The organism is Umezawaea sp. Da 62-37 (genome assembly GCF_032460545.1).
Lineage (GTDB): Bacteria > Actinomycetota > Actinomycetes > Mycobacteriales > Pseudonocardiaceae > Umezawaea.
On sequence record NZ_CP135965.1, the window covers coordinates 308187 to 330194 of the forward strand.

The following is a 22008-nucleotide window of genomic DNA, read 5'->3' on the forward strand; positions in this document are numbered from 1 at the left end:
CCACCCGTCGTCCGAGGTCGTCCGCGCCGGTGTGGTGGTCGAGTTCGTCGGCACCCCGGCCGGGCGCACGGGTGTCGGCGGAGTCCTCGTCACGTCCTAGCGGCCCACACCGCTCAGCCCGTCCGGATCGCCTCCCCGCCGCCCTTTTCCGCGGAGGCGGTCACGAAGTGCGGGCGGCCGGTCAGCGGGTGGGGCACGACGGCGCTGCGCACGCCGAACACCTCGGCCACGCGGTCGACGTCGAGGACCTCGGCGGGCGTTCCCGCGGCCACCGCGCGGCCCGCGTGCAGCAGGACGAGCCGGTCGCAGTACGCGGTGGCGTGGTTGAGGTCGTGCAGGGCGGTGATCGTGGTGAGACCGAGCTGCCGCACCAGGTCGAGCAGTTCGAGCTGCGCGCCGATGTCCAGGTGGTTGGTCGGCTCGTCCAGCAACAGCACCGGGGCTTGCTGGGCCAGCGCCCTGGCCACCAGCGCCCGTTGCCGTTCCCCGCCGGACAGGGTGGCGAAGACCCGGTGCGCCGCCCAGGCCATGTGGACCCGCTCCAGGGCGTCGTCGACGATGGTCCGGTCGGTCGTCGTCTCCCGGTCGAGCACCCCCTTGTGCGGGGTGCGGCCCATGCTGACGATCTCGTGGACGGAGTAGTCGTTGTCGAGGTCGTGGTCCTGCGCGACGACGGCGGTTCTCAGGCCCGCCTTGCGCGCGCTGGACTTCCACACGTCGTCAGGTCCGATGTGGACGGCCCCGGTGGTCGGTTTGAGGGCGCGGTAGACGCAGCGCAGCAACGTGCTCTTGCCCGAACCGTTCGGGCCGATGATCCCGGTGACCGTCGAGGCCTCCGCGACGAGGTCGACTCCCCCGAGGATGGTGGTGTCGTCGACGACCACCGACACGCCGTCGATCAGCACCCTCATCGCAGTGCCCGCTTCCTCTTGCGCAGCAGCACCAGGAAGAACGGCGCTCCGAGCGCGGCGGTGAAGATGCCGATGGGCATCTCGTTGGGCCGGTCGACCGTGCGGGTGACGAGGTCGACCACAACGAGGAAGACCGCGCCCGCCAACAGGGACACCGGGATCACCTTGCGGTGGTCGGGTCCCACCACCAGCCGCACGGCGTGCGGGACGATCAGACCGACGAAGCCGATGCCGCCCGCGACGCTGACCACCGCCGCGGTCAGCAGCGAGGCCGCCACCAGCAGCAGGACCCGCAGCCGGTGCACGTCCACGCCCAGCCCCGCCGCCGTGTCGTCGCCGACCGACAGAGCGTTCATCGACCGCCCCTGGGTGGTCAACCAGATCGCGGTGGCGGCGGTGACCGCGGTGAGCACGCCGAGGTCGTCCCAGGACGCCCCGGCGACCGACCCGAGCATCCAGAACATGACGCCGCGCAGTTCGGCGGGATTGGCCTGGAGCTGGAGGTAGCTGGTGACGGCGGTGCCCAGGTAGGCGACCGCGACACCGGCCAGCACCAGGCTGCCGCCGACCAGCCGCCCTCCGCGCTGGGCCATGGCGAACACGACCGCCAGGCTGAGCAGCGACCCCGCGAACGCGGCCCCCGCGACGCCGAGGCCCGCGACCACGCCGACACCGCTGGTGAGCACGATGACCGCGCCCAGCGACGCCCCGGCCGAGACGCCGAACAGGTAGGGGTCCGCCAACGGGTTGCGCACCAGCGTTTGCAGGCACACCCCCGCGACGCTGAGCCCGCTGCCCGCCAACGCGGCGAGCAGGACCCTGGGCGTGCGGAACTCCCAGACGATCTGGTCGGTCAACGGGTCCAGCCCCGCCGGGTCGCCGCGCAGGTGGCCCCAGACCACGGCCGCCACCCGACCCACCGGGACGTCGACGGTGCCGACGCCGACGGCGAACGCCGTCATGCCGACCAGCGCGACCGCGAGCACCACGACCAGGACCCCGAAACCCGCACCCGACACCAGGTGCGGGCCGCTACGCGCCGTGGGCCGCATCGGCGATCTTCCGCACCGCGATGGCGTTGAACGGCCCCAGGTAGATGGAGTCCGACACCGCCGTGAACGTCCTCGTCTTGGACGCCGCCCACTGCGGGAACTTCTTGAACAGGTCGTCGGCGAACACCCCGGCGTTCTCGGAGGCCTGGAACAGGCCGATCACCAGCACGTCGACCTCCGCCGAGGCCATCGCCTCCGCGTTGATCTCGGAGAGTTCGGCGTTGGTCCTGCCCCCGAACGGGTTGGTGCCACCGGCCCTGGCGATGATGTCGTCGTAGATGCCGCCGCCGAAGACCGCGGGCAGGCCGTTGTTGTTCATCATGGCCATGCCGGGGTAGACGACGAGGACGCTCTTGGCGGGCTTGCCCGCGATCCGCCGAGCGATGTCGTCGAGTTGGGCTCGGGACTGGTTCACCAGGTCGACGGCGCGCTGCTGCACGTCGAAGATCCGGCCGAGCTGGATCAGCAGTTCGGTGGACGACTCGACGGACTGGGCCCGGTACCGCTCCTCGTCCTCCGGACGTGGCGCGGGGTCGCCGTTACCGCAGTTGGAGGGCGTCACGAAGCTGTTGATCCCCGCCGCTTCCAGCTGGTCCCTGCCGATCGACCCGATCTTCTCGTCGAATCCGCCCGCCCAGGTCGAGACCACCAGGTCCGGCTTGAGCGCGAGCACCTGCTCCTTGGGCACCTCGTAGTTCTGGTTCAGCGTGACCCCACCGGTGGGCACCGCCGCGATGTCGGCGACCATCGAGGGTTCGTCGGACACCCCGTAGGACTGGCTGTTGGCCACGATCCGGTCGGAGATCCCCAGCGCGACGAAGCTCTCGACCTCCGCGACCGACGTCCCGTTGAGCAGGACGACCCGACTGGGGGCCTTGTCGAACGTGATCCCGCGGCCGCAGTTGTCGATCGTCAACGGGTACGCGGTCGGGGCGGCGGTGACCGGGGACGGCACGGCGGCCCGCGCGACGGGCCCCGCGACGGTGTTCCCCTTGCCGCAGACCGTGATCACCATGAGCGTCGACGTGGCGAGCGCGATCACGGCGACGGCACGCGCGCGGCGGCGACGGCCTCGCGCCGAGGATGTTGTTGTGTGCACGGAGGTGTAGTCGGCCCGTCCGTCCGCTTGGTTCCCGAGGCGGACGCGATCGGCTCGGCCGGCGTGATCGCGGTCGTCCGGGCGCGCGGCCATGGCCGATTTGGTGGGGTGCGCGTCGTTGTCGTCCCACCGGCCGGGTGCCATCATCGAAGGTCGGCGTACCCGGAACACCGCTGCTGCGAGCAGATCGCTTGCACCGCAACACATCCGGCGGGCCTCGCCCCCGAACCACCCCACCGACCAGAGGATCCCCGCACATGCAGGTCGCGATCGTTCTCTACCCCGGATTCACGTCGTTGGACGTCATCGGGCCCTACGAGGTCCTCGGCCGCCTCCCGGAGGCCGAGGTCGTCTTCGTCACCGAGCACCCCGGTGCGATCGTCAACGACCTGCGGAGCCTGACGGTCGACGTCGTCGCGGGCCTCGACGACGTGCCTGCCCCGGACGTGGTGCTCATCGGCGGAGGACCGGGCCAGGCGGAGCAGATGTCCGACGGGCCCCTGCACGAGTGGTTGCGGGCGGTCGACCGGACCTCGACGTGGACGACCTCCGTCTGCACGGGGAGCATGATCCTCGCCGCCGCCGGAGTCCTCGACGGCCGTCGGGCGACGAGCCACTGGGGCGCGCTCGAACACCTCGCCGGGTTCGGTGTGACGCCGTCGAAGGAACGGGTCGTCGTCGACGGCCACTACGCGACCGCGGCGGGCGTCTCGGCGGGCATCGACATGGCCCTGACCCTGGCGGGTCTGATCTCGGGCGACCACGCCGCCCAGGTCGTCCAGCTCATCATCGAGTACGCGCCGGAACCGCCCTACGACGCGGGATCGGTGGACTCCGCGTCGGCGGAGGTCTTCGAAGGCGCGATGGCGGTGCTGACCGGGCGGCCCCCCGCCGACGGCACCGCCTGACAACCCGTTGGAGGACCGCATGGCTGAGGTGACGTGACCGTGAAGCGATCGTCCACACAGGACGGAGGTACCGAGCGCGGGGGCGACCGGTCCGGCGTGCCGGCGCGGCAGGAGACCACCTCGTCGGCCGGGTGTGGTTGATGAACCACTCCCGCGGTGCGAGCATCGCCGAGGTGAGATCCCGAACGGTGCTCGTCCTGCTGTTCGACGGGGCGCAGCCCCTCGACGTGGCGGGGCCCTTGGACGTGTTCTCGGCGGCGGCGCACTTCGCCGGGGACGGGACGCCCCCGTACGTCGTCCGCACGGCTTCGCTCGGTGGCGTGACCGTCCGGTGCGCCGGTGGCCTGCACGTGGTCCCCGATCTCGACCTCGGCGACGTCGAGGACCCCGACATCCTCCTCGTGCCGGGCGGGCCGGGCGTGGAGGCCGCCGACGACCGGCTGGTGGCCTGGCTGCGGGAGCGCGCTCCCCACGTGGAGCGCGTGGTGTCCGTGTGCACCGGGGCGTTCCTCCTGGCCGGGGCCGGGCTGCTCGACGGCCGTCGGGCGACGACCCACTGGGGGTCGTGCGACGCCCTCGCGAGCAGGTTCCCCCTGGTCGCGGTCGATCCCGACCCGATCTTCGTCCGGGACGGCGCGGTCTCCACGTCGGCGGGCGTGACGGCCGGGGTGGACCTCGCCATCGCGCTGGTCGAGGAGGACTTCGGTAGCGCGGTCGCGCACCGGATCGCCCGGCTCCTGGTGGTCTACCTGCGACGGCCGGGCAACCAGGCGCAGGTCAGCGTGCAGCTCTCGGCGCAGATCGCCCGATCGGACCCGCTCCGGGAGATCCAGTACTGGGCCGCCGCCAACCTGACCGCCGACCTGTCGATTCCCGCGCTGGCCCGGCGCGCGGGCCTGTCCACCCGGCAGTTCTCCCGCGCGTTCACCGAACAGGTCGGGATCACCCCCGGCCGCTACGTCGACCTGGCCCGATTGGAGGCCGCGCAGCACGCGCTGACCGACACCGGCGACGGCGTGATCGGCATCGCCCGCCGCTGCGGCTACGGCACACCGGAGGCGATGCGCCGCGCGTTCGTACGCGACCTCGACATCTCACCCACGCAGTACCGCCACCGGTTCGCGAACCCGTCGGCGGCCGGGAAGGGGCTTCGGTAGGGCCCTGGGCACGCCATCACGCGTCGGCTGAACGAACTCGGGTTCGTCGACGTCATCGAGGGAACGGTGTACACGATCCTGCCGCGGCTGGAGCGGAACGGGCTCGTCCAGGTCGCCGAACGACCGTCCGAGGTGGGCCCGAAGTGAACTTCTGGGACAGCATCACGGGCAACGACCTCACCAGGGAGCACAAGGCGTTCGAAACCAGGGCCGCCGCGTTGCCCGCCGACCGCCGGGTGGTGTGGGAAGAAGTCAAGACCCACCTCTCCCCGCACGGCTCCCTGCTCTACGGGATCGTCGACTTCTTCGAGGAGGGCGTGGCGGCGGGCAAGGGGGTCCTGGAACTCATCGGCGTCGACGTCGCGACCTTCTGCGACGACCTGGTGGACAGCCGCGGTCTCGGCATCACCGGGTAGTCCTGGCGATCACCGCGCGGGCCAGGAGTCCGGCGATGACGGCGCCCGCGGTGTTCATCGCCCAGTCGTTGCTGTCGCACGCACGCCCGATGACGGGCAGGACGGCTTGCGCGGCCTCGATCGCGATGGACACGCCGGAACCGGCCACGACCGTCAGCAGCGGTCGGCGGGTGGCCAGTGCGGCGAAGAAGACCAGCGGGAGCAGCAGGGCCACGTTGGCCAGCAGTTCCACCCTGCCCATCGCGGGCAGGGCGAGCCGGGTCACGCAGGTGACGCCGTCCACCCTGGCCGTGGTGGGGATCAGGGTCAGCGCGACGACCGGCAGCGTGGACAGCACGGCCAGGATCCACAGGACCGGCGCCGGGTCCTGGCGCCGGAAGCGGAGGGCCAGGTACCCCAGGACGACGCACACGACGACGACCAGGAGCAACAGCACCGGGGCCAGGGCGGAGTTGTCCAGCACGAAGTCGGTGATCACATGGGCTGACCCTACAGCGGTCGGACGTCGTGATCGGCTTCCGCGCAAGACCGGTCGTCCGTCCCCGACCGCCGAGGACCCGGTGTGCGGCCGCTACCGCGCCAGGAAGTCCAGCAGGGCCCGGTTCCACTCGTCGGCGTGGCTCACGTTGACACCGTGGGGTCCGCCCGCGATGACGTGGACCTCGCTGCCCACCAGCGCGGCGTGGGTGCGGGCGCCGGATCCCTCGAACGGCACGGTGGCGTCGCTGTCGCCGTGCAGCACCAGGGCGGGTACGGCCACCTTGGTCAGGTCGTCGCGGAAATCGGTGGCGCCGAAGGCCGCCATGCAGGCCAGGGCCGCTGCCTTGTCCGCCTGGTCGCACAGCGCGCGGGCTTCCCGGCGCTGCGCCTCGGTCACCTTCAGCTCGCCCTTCGCGGAGAAGAACTCCGTGACGAACCCGTCGTAGAAGGCGTCCTTGTCCTTGGTGAGCGAGGCCGCCATGCCCGCCGCCTGCTTCTTGGTCAGCGGACCGTCCGGGTTGTCGCCGGACTGCATCAGGTACGGCGGCACGGCCGAGGCGAAGACGACGCTGTGCAGGCGTTCGGACCCGTACTCGCCCGCGTAGCGCGCCACCTCGCCGCCACCCATCGAGAAGCCGACCAGGGTGACGTCGCGCAGGTCCAGTTCGGTCAGCAGGGTGTGCAGGTCCTCGGCGAGGGTGTCGTAGGTGTAGCCGGTCAAGGGCTTGTCGCTGCGCCCGAACCCGCGCCGGTCGTAGGTGACGACGCGGTACCCCGCGTCGGCCAGCACGGGCACCTGGTACTTCCACGACTCGCCCGACAGCGGCCAGCCGTGGATGAGCACCACGGGGCGTCCGGGCCCACCGGTGTCGTCCACATGGAGGTTGGTGTCCTTGAACAATCCGTGGTGCGCGGTGACCTCGGCCATCGGTCCTCCAGTCGGCGTGTCGTTCGACAGTTCCGTCTACCCGCGACCGTCCGGGTGAAACACGAGGCCACCGGATGGTGGACGCGACGACTGGCGCACGGGCGCGGGAACCCACCTTTGTGGTGAATCGGGGGGGGACGGGGGTTGGACGGCGGATCCGCGGGCACCCTCCTCGCCCGACCCGACCGCCGAGAGGACGAGGATGACCACGGAGCGACGACTCGCCACCGACCGGACCGCGGGCCACCTGGAAGTCGTGCACCTGTTCGACGGCGCGATGCCCACCGGCGTCACCGTGTCGCGCACCGGCCGGGTTTTCGTCAACTTCCCCAAGTGGGGCGACGAGGTCGGCTTCACCGTCGCGGAGATCCGCGACGGCGCCCTCGTCCCCTACCCCGACCAGACGTTCAACGACAACGACGGCGACGCGGACCCGAACGCGCTGGTGTCCGTGCAGAGCGTCGTCGTGGACCCGGCGGACCGGCTGTGGATCCTGGACACCGGCAGTCCGATGTTCCGGCCGACCTCCCACGGCGGCCCGAAACTGGTCTGCGTCGACCTCGACACCGACGAGGTGGTGCGGACGATCCTCTTCCCCGCCGACGTCGCGCTGCCGACGACCTACCTCAACGACGTCCGCTTCGACCTGCGCCGCGGGGAGGCGGGCACCGCGTTCATCACCGACTCGTCCGACCAGGGGCCCAACGGGATCATCGTGGTCGACCTGGCGACCGGCGCGAGCAGGCGGCGCCTGCACGACCACCCGACCACCAAGGCGCGGACCGCGCCCGATCTGCGGATCGTGGTGGAGGGCGAGGAGTTCCTGGAACGCGACCCGGACGGCACGACGCGGCCGGTCCGGATGGGCGCGGACGGCATCGCCATCAGCGCCGACGGTTCGCGGCTGTTCTACTGCTGTCTGGCGGACAGGCGCTGGCGGAGCGCGTCCACCGATGCGCTGGCGGACGAGGGGCTCACCGACGACGACGTGGCCGGGACCGTGGTGGACGAGGGGGACAAGGGCTCCGTCGGGGACGGGATGGAAACCGACGCGGCGGGCAGGCTGTACATCACCGACGGCGAGCACAACGCCGTCCACCGCAGACTGCCCGACGGCCGCTGGGAGACCGTCGTGCACGATCCTCGGCTGCTGTGGCCGGACACCATGTCGGTGGCGGCCGACGGCCACCTCTACGTGACGGCGAACCAGTTGCACCGCCAGGAGAAGTACCGGGGCGGCAAGGACGAGCGCCGCAAGCCGTACGCGCTGTTCCGCACGCCGATCGATTCGGGGCCGGTCGACCTGGTCTGAGGATCGAGCAATAGCGTTTCCGTCCGGTCGGGTACCCGATCGGTGAGCGACGACCAGGCGATCCTGCTGTCGGACGTCCTCCCCACCGGCTGGTTCGGCGCCCGGCTGGCCGAGGTCGGGTTCGAGGGCACCGTGCTCGTGCTGGGCGCGGGTGTCGTCGACCAGTTCGCCGTCGCCTCGGCCAAGCGGGGTGGTGAAGAACCTCACGATCAAGGCGGGCAACTGCAACCACCGCCGCTACCTGCCGCGCCTGCTCGACCTCGTGGTCACCGGCGTGGTGGACCCGACCGCGTTCATCATCCAGCACGAGAAGCCCACGGCGGCGATCGAGGCCTACGAGACCTTCGACCGTCGCGAGGAAGGCTGGCTCAAAACGGTGCTCGACCTCGCCTGAGGACGTCCCGCGGGTCGCGGGGCCGGGCGGGAGCGGCGACACTGGGGCCATGTGCGGTCGCTACGCCAGTACTCGCAACGACGCCGCGCTCGTGGCCGAGTTCGTCGTGGAGGACGTGGAAGACGAGGCGCTCGAACCGAGTTGGAACGTCGCCCCCACCCAGCGGGTGCGGGCGGTCTTGGAGCGCGCTCCTCGCGAGGACCCCGACGCGCACGCCGTGCGGCAGCTCTGCACCCTGCGTTGGGGCCTGGTCCCGTCGTGGGCGAAGGATGCGAAGATCGGTTCGAAGCTGATCAACGCGCGGTCGGAGACGCTGGTCTCCAAGCCCGCCTTCAAGGCCGCCGCGCGACGCAGGAGGTGCCTGCTGCCCGCCGACGGCTACTTCGAGTGGCAGAAGACCGACGGGAAGACCAAGGTGCCCTACTACCTGCGCCTGCACGACGAGCCCTTGGCGTTCGCGGGTCTCTACGAGCTGCGCCCCGACCCGGAACTGGCCGAGGACGATCCGGCCCGGTGGTTGTGGACCTGCACGATCGTGACCACCACCGCGCCCGACGCGCTGGGCCACATCCACGACCGCAGTCCGCTGATCGTCCCGCCCGGCGACCTGCGCGACGCGTGGCTCGACCCGGCGCTCAGCGAACCCCAGGACGTCCAAGCGCTGATCGACAGCATGCCGCAGCCGCCACTGGAGCCCCACGAGGTCTCCACCGCGGTTAACAACCCCCGCAACAACGGGCCCGAACTCGTCGAACCGCTGTCCGGTTGACGGGGCCAGGCCAACGAGACCCGACTAACGAGGCCAGGCGGGAACCTCTTCGAGGCACGCCTCCTCCGACTTCCTGCTCCCCGGTATCCCCACGGTCCCCCGGAACGAGGGCAGATCGGGGAGTTCCCGCTGCCCGCTGTCGAAGACCTCCTGCCTGGCGGCGAAGTCCTGCACCAGCCGCGCGCAGTTCGCCCTCGCGGACCGGACCACGTCACCGGTCCTCACGGCCAGCTCCGCGAGCTGCCGCCGTCCCGCCAGTTCGTTGTCCTCCACCGACTTCAGGTCCTCCTCCGCCGCCCGCTCCGCCCGCGCGACGTGGCGGCGGGCGAACTCGCGGGCGTCGTTGACGATGGTCCTCGCCTCGCGTCGAGCCCAGCGGACGACGTCACCGGTGGCGCGGTCCTCCGCGTGCCGGAGCGCTTCCCCGGCGTGCAGGCTCCGGTACTCGGCAAGACGCGCCCGCTCCTGTTCGAGGACCTCGTCGAGCGACCGGGCCCGCTCGACATGCGCCCGGCACTCCTCGGCGGCCTCCGCCAGCTCCTCGTCGGCCCTGCGCAGCTCCTCGTCGACGGCACGGCGGTCGTAGCCCCGCAGCCACATGGGGAACGCGCGCTGGTTCGCGAAGTCGTTCCGCGGGACCCGTTCGTCGCGGACGCCGGTCATCGCTGCGCCCTCTCGATCCACGACTCCAGGCTGTCGCGCCCTTCGACGAGCTCGTCGAGCAGGTGCGCGAAGTCCCTGACGGTCGCGTTCACCATCCGCCTGGCCTGCTCGGCGGCCGTCGTCAGCCGGAGCACGGCCTGCCGGTGCCGTGCCGTCAGGTCCGCGTGCCGTTCGAAGACGGCGCGCTCCCCCTTCTCCGCGATGGCACGGGCCCGGACGACGGCGTTCTCCCGGATCGAGCGCGCTTCGCACATGGCCGCGTACACCAGGTGCCGCACGAAGCAGGTGAGCGGATCGCGGGCCGGGTTGGTCGCGTGGAGCCGGTCGTACTCGCGCAGCGGCGCCCGCACGCGCTCCAGTTCCTCCGTGGTGGAACGGATGCGCTCCAACGCCGCCGCGCGTTCGGCCCGGATCCCGTCGAGCTCGGCGCGGAGTCGGGCGAACTCCTGGTCGACCGCCCCGTGGTCGTAGCCGCCGATGCGGTCGGAGAACCGCTGCGCCCCGCCATCCGACCACTGCTGCGTCATGTCCGCCCTCTTTCCCGTGCCCCTCGTTCCGGTGCTTCCCCGTCCAGGGTGGTGACCGGGGTAGCAGTCGGGTGTCCCACGGTGACCCCCACGAACCCAGTGTGACCCGATCGAGTGACACGTCGTCGTGGGCGGTCCACTAGGGATTGCGCCACTTCTCGTCGGTGAGGCGCTCGCTCGCCTGCGGGCCCATCAGGAGCATGCCGCCGTCGACCACGTAGGACGCCCCGGTCACGTAGCTCGCGGCCGGTGAGGCCAGGAACGCGACGACCCCCGCGACCTCGGCGGCGTGGCCGGTGCGCCCCAGCGGGACGCCGGGGCGGCGCTGCTCGCGCGGGTCCTCGTCTGTCTGGCCGGTCATCGGCGTCGAGATCTCGCCCGGTGCCACGGAGTTCACCGTGATGGCGTGCTCGGCCAGTTCCATCGCCAGCACCTTCGTCAGCATCCCCAGACCGGCCTTGGCCGCGCAGTACGGCGCGGCGCCGACGCGCGGCGCGTGCTCGTGGACGCTGGTGATGTTGACGATCCGACCACCGCGTCCGGCGTCGACCATGTGGCGGGCCGCGCGCTGGGCGCACAGGAAAGCGCCGTCCAGGTCGACCGACAGCACCGACCGCCAGGTGTCGAAGTCCATGTCCAGGAACTTCTCCGCGCTGCCGGTGCCCGCGCAGTTGACGAGCACGTCGATGCCGCCCAGCGCGGCGACCAGGTCGTCGATCGCACCCGCCGCGGCGGGCAGGTCGGTGAGGTCCAGGTGGCCGACGACGGCCCGGACCCCGGCGGCGCGCACTTCGGCGGCGGTCTCCTCCGCGCCGTCCGCGTCGCGGTGGTAGGTCACGCCGACATCCGCGCCGTCGCGCGCGAGCGCCACGGCGACGGCCCGGCCGATGCCGGAGTCCGAGCCGGTCACCACCGCGCGCAAGGGGGTGTGGGGCCGATCGTCGGGCAGCGGGGCGACAGTCGCCACGGGTGTTCCTCCTGGTTTCGCGGGATCAGGGGGCGGGCCGCGCGGGGGGAGCCCCGCGCGGCTCCGTCAGGCGTCCCTGCTCTGGTCGATCGCGACCGAGTCCAGAACCTCGTCGAACGATCCGTAGACACCGTCCGGAATGGACCGCAGCGCGTGCACCGTGTCCTCGTCCCCGTTGTTGCGCGAGGCGTGGTCGGTCAACTGGTCCTTGGCCGCCGGGTAGACGACGTCGGCGAGCACCGTGCGCAACCTGTCGACCGTGGTCGTGTCCTGCATCGCAGCCTCCTCGTGTCCGGCTTGTCCCCCACGACCTACCCGTTGACGGGCCCCGGCAATCCGAACAGCCGGGTGCGGCACGAACAGGTGAACGGGAGCAGGCCGGTGGCCGCGTCGCGACGAGGAAGCGGTCAGACGGCCTGCGGAGCCGGCCGCCGCGAAGGGGCCGCCGACCCCGTCACACCGGGGAGGCCGCGCCGGGCTCGTCGGGCGCGGGACTGTGGCGGACCGCCAGCAGGGCGATGTCGTCGGGCGCGGGCCGGTCCCCGACCAGGGCGGCCATGATCCGGCTGCAGGCGTCCTCCGTCGGCATGGGCGACACCGCCCGCCGAAGCGCCTCCAGACCGGTGTCCAGATCGAGCCCGCGGCGCTCCACGAGGCCGTCGGTGTACAGGGCCACGAGCGCTCCGGGTGGCACGTGGACGCTCGCGCTCCGACGGCCGGTGACCGCGAGGTCGTAGCCGATGGGCGGCCCGACCGGCGCGTCGACGAACTCGGCGGCGCGCCCCGGCACGGCCAGCACCGGTAAGGGGTGTCCCGCGAGGGAGATGTCCATGCGGTGGGTGGTCGCGTCGATGACCGCGTAGGCGACCGTGGCCATGGTGTGGTTCTCGAAGTGGCTGGCCTTGCGGTCGAGTTTGCCGAGCACCTCGGCGGGGTCGGCGAACTCCAGGGCGTACGCCCGCAGCGCGCTGCGCAGGCGCCCCATGACGATCGCGGCCCGCAGCCCGTTGCCCACGACGTCGCCGATCACCAGCCCGATGCGGTCACCGGGGAGGCGGAACACGTCGTACCAGTCGCCACCGACACCGCTGTCGGTGCCGGGGACGTAGCGGGCGGCCAGTTCCCAGTGGTCGGTGGTGGGCAGGTGCCCCGGCAGGAGGCTGTCCTGGAGCATCGCGGCCGCGGCCCTCGCGGAGCGCGACCGGTGCGCGTGGGCCGCGGTGGCCAGCCGGTCGGCGACGAGTTGCAGCAGGTCGACCTCCTCGTCGGAGAACCGCCGCGGCTTGGTGCTGCCGACGTGCAGGACCCCGGTGAGATCGCCCTGCGCCACCATCGGCACACCCACCAGGGACCGCAGACCCCGTTCCCAGATCAGGGAGCTGACCACCGCGGACCGGTCGACGCGCTCGAGCCGCACCGGTTCCCGCTGCTGCGCGACTCGTCCGGCGAAGCCCGTCCCCACCGGCACCCGGACGCCCTGGAAGATCTCCTCCTCCAGGCCGATGGTCGCCCTGGTCACCAGCTGCTCACCGCTGGAATCGGTCAGCAGCACGGTGGCGGTGTCGATGGCGAACAGGTCGTGCACCCGCCACAGCAGGACCTCGAAGAGCTTCTCCAGCCCGAGATCCCTGAGCGCGCTGTCCGTGACCGCCTCCAGCACGCGCAGCCGCATCCGCGAACCCCGGCTGACACCCATCCGGCAACCCCGTCCCGTACTGGCCGAACACTCCGCGTGAACAATACGAGCACGTGCCGATCACCATGCGCGCCGGATCTTCGGCTACAGCGGCAGCACGTCCTCGGCGAGGTGGCGCCTCACTCGCCACTGGCCGTCGTCGCCCGACGGCCAGGGGAACCCGCCCTCCCCGAAGACCCAGTTCAGGTACGAGACGAACGGCATGGTCGTCTGGCAGGTTAAGAGCCCGTCGACGCAGGTGTCGGGGAGGACGATCCCGTAGGGGCCGCCACCGCTGGTGTTGTCCTTGTGGAGCCGATCGGGCGCGAGCGGGAGCACGAACGGGCCCGCGGCGCCGGGGTCTTCCCCTTGCAGCTCAAGCCATCCGTTCCACTCGTCGTCGACGAACCCGCGGATCGACGGCCCTCCGGGGTGGCGGGATCCCTCCACCTCCACCACCAGCGGGTCGGCAGCGGCCGAGGTGGGCCACCGCGGGTGGGTTCCCACGAGCCAGACGTCCCCGACGATCCGCGCCCAGGACGACAGCGTCATGGGCACCGCGCCGAACCGCCGCTCCAGCCAGTCCACGTGCGCGGACGCTTCGGGAGTGGGCGGCGTGTGGGGCCGGACCGGCGTGCGGGCGTCGTCGTTGGTGTGGAACCGGTAGCCGTCGGCCGTCAGCCGTCCGACGATGAGCTCGACGTTGTGGCGGGCCCGACGGGCCATCGCGTCGCACACGAGCCGGGCCTCGTCGATCCACGGGGACTCCCGGATCCCGCCGCCGAGTTCGCGGAGTTCCTGCCACACCAGGTCGCGCTGCCCGTTCTCGTACCGGTCGAGCCAACCCGGCGAAGATCCCATCCGGTGATTCTGCCCGACCGGCGGCGCCCGCCCGCGGGTGGGACCGCGCACCCCTCCGACGTGCCGAGCCACACCACAGGACCCCCGGTGCACTACTTCACTAGTGAAAGGTTGTACCTTGTCGACAGCCGACGACGGAGGGGAGACGGCGATGACACGGCACAGGACCGACCAAGCGCATCCGGTCATGACCGATGACTTGGGGAAGAAGTACCGCAGGGGGTGGGCGTTGAGGGGAACGTCCCTCACGATCCCGGAGAACCGGATCGTGGCGCTCGTCGGACCGAACGGCGCGGGCAAGAGCACGCTGATGGGGCTGATCACCGGGCTGCTGCGCCCGACCACCGGGAGGATCACCGTCTTCGGCGACCACCCGGCGGGCAGGGGGCTGCATCCAGCGGTGTCCTACCTGGCCCAGCAGAAGCCGCTGTACCAGCAGCTCACCGTGACCGAGACGCTGCGGCTCGGGGCGCGGACCAACCCGACCTGGGACCAGCGCTACGCCGAACACCTGATCGGCCAGGCGGCCGTGCCGATGAGCGCGAAGGTGGGCACCCTGTCGGGCGGCCAGCGCACCCGCGTGGCCCTGACCCTGGCACTGGGCAAGCGCCCGAGCCTGCTGCTGCTCGACGAGCCGCTGGCCGATCTGGACCCGTTGGCCCGCGAGACCGTGCTGGAGGCGCTGGTCACCGAGACGAAGACGCAGGGCATCACGGTGCTGCTGTCCTCGCACGTGCTGGCGGAACTCGAAGGCGTGTGCGACCACCTGGTGCTGCTGCACCAGGGCCGGGTCCTGCTGGCAGGCGATGTCGACCGGCTCAGCGCCGACGGCACCCCGCTCGGCGAACTGGCCCTGAACCACATGCGCAAGGCAGCATCGGAGGACGCGGCATGATCTGGCTCTCCTTGCGGTTGCAACGCCTGCAACTGCTCACCCTGCTCGGGATCCTGGTCGTCGGCGCAGGCGCGATCGTCCTGCTGCGGTCCAGCATGATCGACGACATCACCTCGTTGCGGATCGCCGACTGCCTGACGCAGGACCCCCAGCTGTGCCAGGGGTCCGACTCGGTGACGCAGTTCAAGGTGGCGTGGTACACCCGGCTCAACCTGGGGCAGGGTGCGATCCTCGGCCTGCCCGCCCTGATCGGCGTCTTCATCGGCGCTCCCCTGTTCGCCAGGGAGCTGGAGCAGGGCACCCACGTCCTGGCCTTCACCCAGTCGGTGAGCCGCACGAGGTGGATGCTCAGCAAGCTGGTCGTCGCGCTGGCACCGGCGTTGATCGTCCTGATCGCACTGCAGTACCTGGTCTGGTGGTGGCTGACCGCGGCGAAGAACCTGGGTCCGCGCGTCAACGGGCCGTTCTACGTCCTCAACATCGGGATCGACCACGTCTCGCCGGTCGGCTACGCGCTGTTCGCCTTCGCGCTCTGCACCTTCCTGGGGGTGGTGTCCCGCCGCACCCTGGTGGCGATGACCGCGGGGCTCGCCGCGTTCGTCGTCGTGCGCTTCGCCCTGTTCGACCTGGCGGGGCGCCTGGTTCCCACCCAGCACGCGGAGGTTCCGGCGGGCGGGAGCCTCTACCAGAGCCAGAGCGGCAGCCTGCCTGCCGGCGGGGGCTGGATCGACACCGCCGGGCGACAGCTCTCCGGGGAAAGCGCCAACGCCCTGATCCGGCCATGCCGGTTGGCGATGAGCACGACGAGCACTCCGGAGGAGTACGCGGCGTGCCTGCGGCAGTCCGGCATCGCCAAGCAGTTCGCCGACTTCGTCCCGGCGAGCCAGGCCTGGCAGGTGCACCTGGTCGACGCGTCGATCTTCGGCGGACTCGCGATCCTGCTGCTGGTGGGCACCGGTTGGGTGCTGCGGCGGCAGAGCTGAACGGCGGGAGACCCCTGAGCTCCGGGAGCACCTATGCTGGCCGACGTGATCGAGTTCCGGATCGACCGGCGCTCCGGGGTCTCCACCTACATGCAGATCATCCAGCAGGTCAGACAGGCCATGCGACTGGGACTGCTCAACCCCGGCGACCGGCTGCCCTCAGCGCGGGAGGTGGTGGAGGCGACCGCCGTCAACCCCAACACCGTGCTCAAGGCCTACCGCGAGCTGGAACGGGAAGGGCTGGTGGAAGCGCGCCGCGGCCTGGGCACCTTCGTGACCAAGTCGCTGTCGTCCGAGGCCACCACCGGCAGCGACGCGCCGCTCCGGCAGGAACTGGCGGGCTGGATGGGCCGCGCGCAGGAGGGCGGCCTCGTCGTCGAGGACGTCGACGCCCTGTACTCCGCGGTCCGCGACGACCACTACCCCGCCGAGGAGCGATCGTGACCCCGTTGACCGCCACCGCCGTGGGCAAGCGGTACCGCTCCCGCTGGGCGATCCGCGACTGCGACTTCACCGTTCCCGAGGGCGGGGTCGTCGCACTGGTCGGCCCGAACGGCGCGGGCAAGAGCACCCTGCTGGGCATGGCCGCGGGACTCGTCCTCCCGACCACCGGTGAGGTGACCGTCTTCGGCACTCCCGTCCGGGGCCGCATCCACCCGGACGTCTCGTTCCTCGCGCAGCAAAGGTCGTTCCACCGCGGCCTCACGGTGCGCGAGCAGGTGCGGGCCGTCGCCGCGATGAACGACCGCTGGTCCGGCGACCGGGTCCACGAGGTGCTCGGGCTGCTGGCGGGCGTGGACTACGACGCGAAGGTCGACACCCTGTCCGCGGGCGCCCGGACCCAGCTGGCGATCGCGCTGGCGCTGGGGCGCCTCCCCCGGCTGCTGCTCCTGGACGAGCCGCTGTCCGACCTGGACCCGCTGGCCCGCGACGAGACGCTGCGGATCGTCATGACCGAGGTCGCCGACCGCGGGACCACGGTGGTGATGTCCTCGCACCTGCTCAGCGACCTGCGCGACGTGTGCGACCACCTCCTGCTGGTCGACGAGGGCCGGGTCCAGCTCGACGGCGACATCGAGGAAGTCCTCGCGGAGCACCGCGTCCTGGTCGGCCCGACCGCCGACGAGTCCACTGTGGAGGGATCGCTGATCAGCGCGACCCGCACCGAACGGCAGTCCACCCTGCTGGTGCGGGGAGCCGCGCCCGACCCGCAGGGGTGGACGGGCACCGAACCCGACCTGGAATCCCTGGTCATGGGTTACCTGCGGGCGTCGCGCGACCGGCGGTCGGCCGCCAAGCGCGGGTAGGGCCGGTCAGACCGCCGCGGCGATCAGCAGCCCGACGTCCAGCAGGGCGATCGCGATCGTGATCCGGAACGCCGCCGGGCTGTCGGGCGACCGCACGGCGACAGCCGCCGCGGCCAGCGCGCCGAGCACTCCCCCGCCCACGGCGACCAGGGTGAACGTCGTGGAGGTGTCGGTGGGCCCGAAGCCGAGCACCACGGACGCCGCCGCCAGCGCGGCCGCCATGACCACGACGCCCCACCGCGGGCCGAGCCTCTGCGGGAGGCCGCGGACACCGGTGGCGGCGTCCGCGCGCAGGTCCGGCAGCACGTTCGCGAAGTGCGCGCCGAACCCGAGCAGGGCCCCGACCACCGGCACCCACCACTCCGGCCACGGGTGGCCGGGCAGCGCCAGGTAGGGCGCGAGCGGCAGGGCGCCGAAGGCCAGCAGGTAGGTCGCACCGGACCAGGGCGTGGCCTTCAGCCCCAGGTTGTACGCCCAGCCCGCCGCGACCCCGACCAGCAGGGCGGCGGCGGCGAGCACGCCCAGCAGCGAGGACAGCACGACCGAGGCCGCCAGCGCCAGCCCGGCCGCCGCGCCGACCCAGCCGACCGGCACCTCTCCGGTGGCCGCGGGTTTGGCCGTCCGGCCCGTCTCGCGGTCCCTCGCCGCGTCGACCCGGTCGTTCGACCAGCCGATCGACAGCTGGCCGGTGAGCACCGCCGCGCCGATCAGCGCCACCCCCGCGGCGTCGTGCCCGACGCCGACGGCGAGCAGCACGGACACGGCCGTGACGGCGAGGGAGGGCACGGGGTGGCACGCGCCCACCAGGCCAAGGGCCAGCGCGCGCTTCGGCGGTGCGGTCGGCGTTCCGGCCATCTGCCGAGTGTAGGTCCAGCGCTTAGGGTCGACAGGATGACAGCCATATCGGCGGTTCACGCGACCCTGCCGCAGCACCGATATCCCCAGGCACAGCTGACCGAGCTGTTCACGCGGCTGTGCCTGCCCGAGTCGGCTTCCCACGCCGTCGTGGACCGCTTCCACACCAGCGCGCGGGTCGCCACCCGGCACCTCGCCCTGCCCATCGAGGAGTACGCCGGGCTGGACGGTTTCACCGCCGCCAACAACGCCTTCCTGACCGTGGGCGTGGACCTGGGCTGCGAGGCCGTGCTGGGCGCGCTGTCCGACGCGGGCCTGCGGCCGGCCGATGTGGACGTGGTGATGTCCACGACGGTCACCGGTGTCGCGGTGCCATCCCTCGACGCCCGCATCGCGGCCCGGATCGGGATGCGGCCGGACGTCAAGCGGATACCGATGATGGGGCTGGGCTGCCTCGCGGGCGCGGCGGGGGTGGCCCGGCTGCACGACTTCCTGCTCGGCGCGCCGACCGCGGTCGCGGTGCTGGTGTCGGTCGAGCTGTGCTCGCTGACCGTGCAGCGCCAGGACCCCAGTGCCGCCAACATGATCGCCTCCGGTCTGTTCGGGGACGGCGCCGCCGCGGTGGTGGCGGTCGGAGCGGACCACCCCCTCGGGTCGGTCGGTCCCCGCGTCGTCGACACCGCGAGCCACCTGTACCCCGACACCGAACGGGCGATGGGCTGGGACGTCGGCAGCACGGGTCTGAAGATCGTCCTCGGCGCGGAGGTGCCCGACCTGGTGCGGACCTACCTGGCCGAGGACGTGAAGACCCTCCTGTCACCGCACGGGCTCGTGGTCGACGACATCTCCCGCTGGATCTGCCACCCAGGAGGGCCGAAGGTGATCGAGACCATCCAGTCGGTGCTCGGACTCGACCACGACGACCTCGCGATGACGTGGAACTCGCTAAACCGGATCGGCAACCTGTCGTCCGCTTCCGTGCTGCACGTGTTCGCCGACACGCTGGCCGAAAGGCCTTCGGCGCCAGGGGATTGGGGAGTGCTGATGGCGATGGGTCCCGGCTTCTGCGCCGAGTTGGTGCTGCTCCGGTGGTGAGCCAGGTGTGGTACACCGTCCTGGTCGGCCTGGTCGGGGTCGAGCGGCTGGCGGAACTGGTGGTGGCCAAGCGGAACCTGGCGTGGAGCCTGGCGCGCGGCGGTCGCGAGACGGGGTTCGGGCACTACCCGTTCATGGTCGTGCTGCACACCGGACTGCTGGTGGGCTGCCTGGCCGAGGTGTGGCTGGGCGACCGCGACTTCCGGTCTTGGCTCGGGTGGCCGATGCTGGCCCTGGTGCTCGCCGCGCAGGCGCTGCGGTGGTGGTGCATCCGCACCCTGGGCCACCAGTGGAACACCCGGATCGTGGTGGTGCCGGGCCTGTCGAAGGTCACCGGCGGCCCGTACCGGATGTTCGCGCACCCCAACTACGTCGCGGTCGTCGTCGAGGGCTTCGCCCTGCCGCTGGTGCACGGCGCGTGGCTCACCGCGCTGCTGTTCTCCGTGCTCAACGCCTTCCTGCTGACCGTCCGCGTCCGCGCCGAGAACGACGCGCTGAGGACGGCCCATGCGTGACGTCGTGGTGGTCGGCGGCGGGCCCGCCGGGCTCGCGGTCGCGCTGGGCTGCGCCAAGGCGGGCATGGACGTCGTGGTGTGCGAGAAGCGCGACGGCGTCATCGACAAGGCCTGCGGGGAAGGGCTGATGCCCGGCGCGGTGCGCGCGCTGGCCGCGCTCGGCGTCGATCCGCCGGGGCACGCGATCGGCGGCATCACCTACCGGCAGGGCACGGCCGTCGCGCACGCCGCGTTCCGCGACGGCCCCGGCCGCGGGGTGCGCCGCACCGTCCTGCACGACGCGCTGCGCGGCGAAGCGCTGCGGCACGGCGTCGAGGTGGTGCGGCAGTCGGTCACCGGGGTCGAGCAGCACGCCGACCACGTGCGGGTGGACGGTCTGCGGGCCCGGTACCTCGTCGCCGCGGACGGGCTCCACTCCGCGATCCGCGACACGGCCGGGCTCGCGGCCGACAGCGGCGGCCGGAAGCCGCGGTGGGGTCTGCGCCGCCACTACGCCCTGCGCCCGTTCAGCGATTCGGTCGAGGTGACCTGGGCGGAGCACTCGGAGGCCTACGTCACCCCGGTCGCGCCGGACACCGTCGGCGTCGCGATCCTCTCCTCGGTCCGCGGCGGTTTCGACGAGCAGCTGGCCGCGTTCCCCGACCTGGCCGCGCGGCTGGCCGACGCCGAGCCCGCGTCCGACGTCCGGGGAGCGGGACCGCTGTTCCAGCGGACCTCCGGCCGGGTCGCTGGCCGGGTGCTGCTGGTCGGGGACGCCGCGGGCTACATCGACGCGTTGACCGGCGAAGGGCTCGCGCTGTCGCTGACCGCGGCCGCCGAACTGGTCCGGTGCTTGCACGGCGACCGGCCCGGTGACTACGACCGCGCGTGGACCACGACCTCGCGCCGGTCCCGCTGGCTGACCTCCGGGCTGCTGTGGGCGCGGGGAAAGCCCGCGCTGGCCCGGCGCGTCGTGCCGCTCGCCGCACGCGCGCCGGGGCTGTTCTCCTTCGCCGTCGACCAGTTGGCCCGGTGACCGCGGACCGGCCGGTCCCGCCCGGCGTGTGGGACCTCGTCGTCGTGGGCGCGGGACCGGCCGGGTCCACCGCGGCCATCGCCGCGCTGCGCGCCGATCCGGCCGCGCGGGTCCTGCTGCTCGACGCGGTGGACTTCCCCCGCGACAAGGTCTGCGGCGACGGCGTCGCACCGCACGCGCTGGACGTGCTCGCGGACCTCGGTGTCGACACGGCCGCGCTCGTGGCGGGCACCCTGCCGGTGACCGCGCTGCGCATGGTGTCGCCCGGCGGGGTCGTGGCCGCCCGGACGTTCGCACGGCAGGCCGCCGTCGTGCCCAGGCTGCTGCTGGACGAACGCCTTGTGCGCGCCGCCGTCGCGGCAGGCGCCGTGCTGCGCCGCCGCCGGGTGCGCACGGTCGTGGCGGCCGACGACGAGGTGCTGGTCGACGGGGACATCCGGGCGCGGGTGGTGATCGGGGCCGATGGCGCCGAGTCGGTGGTCCGCCGCCAGTGCGGCGCCCGGCCCGCCCGTCCGGGAACGGTCGCCGTGGCGCTGCGCGGGTACGCCCCCGCCGACCCGTGGCCCGCGGGGGAACAGCTGCTCACCATGACCGGCGCGCACTGGCCCGCCTACGCGTGGGCCTTCCCCGTCGGCGACGGCACCGCGAACGTCGGGTACGGGCAGCTCGTCGACGGCACCCCGCCGACGCGGGCGCGGATGACCGAACGCCTGCACGACCTGCTGCCCGACCTCGGCCCGCTCCGGTTGCGCGGGCACCGGCTGCCGCTGTCCACCGGCCGCCCCGAGGTCGGCCACGGCCGGGTCCTGCTCACCGGCGACGCCGCGTCGCTCATCAACCCCCTGACCGGGGAGGGGATCTACTACGCGGTGCTGTCCGGCAGCCTCGCGGGCGCCGCGGCGCTGACCCCCGAACCGGCCCGCGCCTACCGCCGCGCGCTGCGCCGACGGCTGGGCGGGCACCTGCGCCACACCGACCTGCTCGCGCGCCTCACCCGGCGGCCGTGGCCGCTGGACATCGCGACCGCCGCCGCGAGCGCGGACCAGGACGCGTTCGACCGGTTCGTCGACATCGGCCTGGGCTCGGGCACGCTGGACGCCCGCCTGGTCGCGGCGATGGTGCGGGCCGTGGTGACCGGACGCCGCGGCGCCTGACCCCATCGACGCTCCCAAGTGGACACCCAAGACAACGGAATGGTCACGGGAGGTTTGGCCCGCCGCGTTC

At 72.3% G+C, this 22008-nt stretch carries 26 protein-coding genes and 1 pseudogene; 15 read left to right on the forward strand and 12 right to left on the reverse strand.

The features are described from left to right. Positions 1-113 precede the first annotated feature (113 nt). From RM788_RS01430 to RM788_RS01440, 3 genes are read right to left on the reverse strand one after another with little or no spacing between them, the layout of a single operon-like run. Positions 114-911 carry an ABC transporter ATP-binding protein gene (locus RM788_RS01430; RefSeq protein ID WP_315929609.1) on the reverse strand — a complete coding sequence of 266 codons (798 nt, stop codon included), beginning with the start codon at positions 909-911 and terminating at the stop codon, positions 114-116. Then, on the reverse strand, positions 908-1963 hold the full coding sequence (locus tag RM788_RS01435; protein ID WP_315929610.1) for a FecCD family ABC transporter permease: 1056 nt from the start codon (positions 1961-1963) through the stop codon (positions 908-910). The genes RM788_RS01430 and RM788_RS01435 overlap by 4 nt, the downstream gene beginning before the upstream one ends. Further along, positions 1944-3005, reverse strand: coding sequence for an ABC transporter substrate-binding protein (locus RM788_RS01440; protein ID WP_315929611.1), 1062 nt, complete (start codon positions 3003-3005; stop codon positions 1944-1946). Before RM788_RS01440 ends, RM788_RS01435 begins: the two co-directional genes overlap by 20 nt. 314 nt (positions 3006-3319) lie before the next feature. Between RM788_RS01440 and RM788_RS01445 the strand changes: the two genes are divergently transcribed. From RM788_RS01445 to RM788_RS01460, 4 genes and pseudogenes are all read left to right on the forward strand, one after another. Continuing rightward, positions 3320-3970 carry a DJ-1/PfpI family protein gene (locus RM788_RS01445; protein ID WP_315929612.1) on the forward strand — a complete coding sequence of 217 codons (651 nt, stop codon included), beginning with the start codon at positions 3320-3322 and terminating at the stop codon, positions 3968-3970. Between the two features lie 173 nt (positions 3971-4143). Beyond that, positions 4144-5127, forward strand: coding sequence for a GlxA family transcriptional regulator (locus RM788_RS01450; RefSeq protein ID WP_315929613.1), 984 nt, complete (start codon positions 4144-4146; stop codon positions 5125-5127). A 6-nt stretch (positions 5128-5133) separates the two neighbouring features. Further along, positions 5134-5268, forward strand: a pseudogene (locus RM788_RS01455) (PadR family transcriptional regulator); the annotation flags it as partial. Positions 5269-5270: 2 nt separating this feature from the next. After that, positions 5271-5543 (forward strand): DUF1048 domain-containing protein, encoded by a 273-nt coding sequence (locus RM788_RS01460; protein ID WP_315929614.1) that lies wholly within the window; start codon positions 5271-5273, stop codon positions 5541-5543. Here the strand turns inward: RM788_RS01460 and RM788_RS01465 are convergent. Both RM788_RS01465 and RM788_RS01470 read right to left on the reverse strand, forming a co-directional pair. Beyond that, positions 5533-6021: a VanZ family protein gene (locus RM788_RS01465; protein WP_315929615.1), complete on the reverse strand. Its 489-nt coding sequence runs from the start codon at positions 6019-6021 to the stop codon at positions 5533-5535. The two genes, RM788_RS01460 and RM788_RS01465, sit on opposite strands and share 11 nt — an antisense overlap. Before the next feature lie 93 nt (positions 6022-6114). Beyond that, positions 6115-6951, reverse strand: coding sequence for an alpha/beta fold hydrolase (locus tag RM788_RS01470; protein WP_315929616.1), 837 nt, complete (start codon positions 6949-6951; stop codon positions 6115-6117). Positions 6952-7153: 202 nt separating this feature from the next. On the opposite strand from RM788_RS01470, the gene RM788_RS01475 reads away from it, so the two are divergent. The 3 genes from RM788_RS01475 to RM788_RS01485 all read left to right on the forward strand — a co-directional run bounded on the left by RM788_RS01475 (position 7154) and on the right by RM788_RS01485 (position 9426). After that, the gene (locus RM788_RS01475) at positions 7154-8263 is read left to right on the forward strand and encodes an L-dopachrome tautomerase-related protein (protein WP_315929617.1); all 1110 of its coding nucleotides are present in this window, start codon (positions 7154-7156) and stop codon (positions 8261-8263) included. 193 nt (positions 8264-8456) lie between these two features. Then, on the forward strand, positions 8457-8657 hold the full coding sequence (locus RM788_RS01480; protein ID WP_315929618.1) for a hypothetical protein: 201 nt from the start codon (positions 8457-8459) through the stop codon (positions 8655-8657). Positions 8658-8706: 49 nt separating this feature from the next. After that, on the forward strand, positions 8707-9426 hold the full coding sequence (locus RM788_RS01485) for an SOS response-associated peptidase (RefSeq protein WP_315929619.1): 720 nt from the start codon (positions 8707-8709) through the stop codon (positions 9424-9426). A 24-nt stretch (positions 9427-9450) separates the two neighbouring features. Here the strand turns inward: RM788_RS01485 and RM788_RS01490 are convergent, their stop codons facing one another. From RM788_RS01490 to RM788_RS01515, 6 genes are all read right to left on the reverse strand, one after another. Next, a complete protein-coding gene (locus tag RM788_RS01490; RefSeq protein ID WP_315929620.1) occupies positions 9451-10110 on the reverse strand; it encodes a DivIVA domain-containing protein in 660 nt (219 codons plus the stop codon). Beyond that, positions 10086-10616 carry a hypothetical protein gene (locus tag RM788_RS01495; RefSeq protein ID WP_315929621.1) on the reverse strand — a complete coding sequence of 177 codons (531 nt, stop codon included), beginning with the start codon at positions 10614-10616 and terminating at the stop codon, positions 10086-10088. Before RM788_RS01495 ends, RM788_RS01490 begins: the two co-directional genes overlap by 25 nt. 139 nt (positions 10617-10755) lie before the next feature. Beyond that, positions 10756-11583, reverse strand: a complete 828-nt coding sequence (locus RM788_RS01500; protein WP_315929622.1) for an SDR family oxidoreductase — start codon at positions 11581-11583, stop codon at positions 10756-10758. Between the two features lie 66 nt (positions 11584-11649). Further along, positions 11650-11859 (reverse strand): DUF2795 domain-containing protein, encoded by a 210-nt coding sequence (locus RM788_RS01505; RefSeq protein WP_315929623.1) that lies wholly within the window; start codon positions 11857-11859, stop codon positions 11650-11652. A gap of 178 nt (positions 11860-12037) precedes the next feature. Further along, positions 12038-13279, reverse strand: coding sequence for a PP2C family protein-serine/threonine phosphatase (locus RM788_RS01510; protein WP_315929624.1), 1242 nt, complete (start codon positions 13277-13279; stop codon positions 12038-12040). An 84-nt stretch (positions 13280-13363) separates the two neighbouring features. After that, a complete protein-coding gene (locus RM788_RS01515; protein ID WP_315929625.1) occupies positions 13364-14119 on the reverse strand; it encodes a hypothetical protein in 756 nt (251 codons plus the stop codon). 187 nt (positions 14120-14306) lie between these two features. Here RM788_RS01515 and RM788_RS01520 point away from each other — a divergent pair, with 187 nt between their 5' ends. From RM788_RS01520 to RM788_RS01535, 4 genes are read left to right on the forward strand one after another with little or no spacing between them, the layout of a single operon-like run. Beyond that, entirely contained in the window at positions 14307-15014 is a 708-nt protein-coding gene (locus RM788_RS01520) for an ABC transporter ATP-binding protein (RefSeq protein WP_315929626.1), read from the forward strand. After that, entirely contained in the window at positions 15011-15997 is a 987-nt protein-coding gene (locus RM788_RS01525; RefSeq protein WP_315929627.1) for an ABC transporter permease, read from the forward strand. Before RM788_RS01520 ends, RM788_RS01525 begins: the two co-directional genes overlap by 4 nt. A 45-nt stretch (positions 15998-16042) precedes the next feature. After that, entirely contained in the window at positions 16043-16441 is a 399-nt protein-coding gene (locus tag RM788_RS01530; protein WP_315934958.1) for a GntR family transcriptional regulator, read from the forward strand. After that, the gene (locus RM788_RS01535) at positions 16438-17304 is read left to right on the forward strand and encodes an ATP-binding cassette domain-containing protein (protein WP_315929628.1); all 867 of its coding nucleotides are present in this window, start codon (positions 16438-16440) and stop codon (positions 17302-17304) included. Before RM788_RS01530 ends, RM788_RS01535 begins: the two co-directional genes overlap by 4 nt. 6 nt (positions 17305-17310) lie before the next feature. On the opposite strand, the gene RM788_RS01540 is transcribed toward RM788_RS01535, so the two are convergent. Continuing rightward, positions 17311-18159 carry a UbiA family prenyltransferase gene (locus tag RM788_RS01540; RefSeq protein WP_315929629.1) on the reverse strand — a complete coding sequence of 283 codons (849 nt, stop codon included), beginning with the start codon at positions 18157-18159 and terminating at the stop codon, positions 17311-17313. Positions 18160-18195: 36 nt separating this feature from the next. On the opposite strand from RM788_RS01540, the gene RM788_RS01545 reads away from it, so the two are divergent. The 4 genes from RM788_RS01545 to RM788_RS01560 are packed head-to-tail and all read left to right on the forward strand — an operon-like array spanning position 18196 to position 21938. Continuing rightward, positions 18196-19254, forward strand: coding sequence for a type III polyketide synthase (locus RM788_RS01545; RefSeq protein WP_315929630.1), 1059 nt, complete (start codon positions 18196-18198; stop codon positions 19252-19254). Further along, positions 19251-19769, forward strand: a complete 519-nt coding sequence (locus RM788_RS01550; protein ID WP_315929631.1) for an isoprenylcysteine carboxyl methyltransferase family protein — start codon at positions 19251-19253, stop codon at positions 19767-19769. The genes RM788_RS01545 and RM788_RS01550 overlap by 4 nt, the downstream gene beginning before the upstream one ends. After that, positions 19762-20784 carry an NAD(P)/FAD-dependent oxidoreductase gene (locus RM788_RS01555; protein ID WP_315929632.1) on the forward strand — a complete coding sequence of 341 codons (1023 nt, stop codon included), beginning with the start codon at positions 19762-19764 and terminating at the stop codon, positions 20782-20784. Before RM788_RS01550 ends, RM788_RS01555 begins: the two co-directional genes overlap by 8 nt. Next, complete coding sequence (locus RM788_RS01560) at positions 20781-21938, forward strand: geranylgeranyl reductase family protein (RefSeq protein ID WP_315929633.1); 1158 nt, start codon at positions 20781-20783, stop codon at positions 21936-21938. Before RM788_RS01555 ends, RM788_RS01560 begins: the two co-directional genes overlap by 4 nt. Positions 21939-22008: the final 70 nt, after the last annotated feature.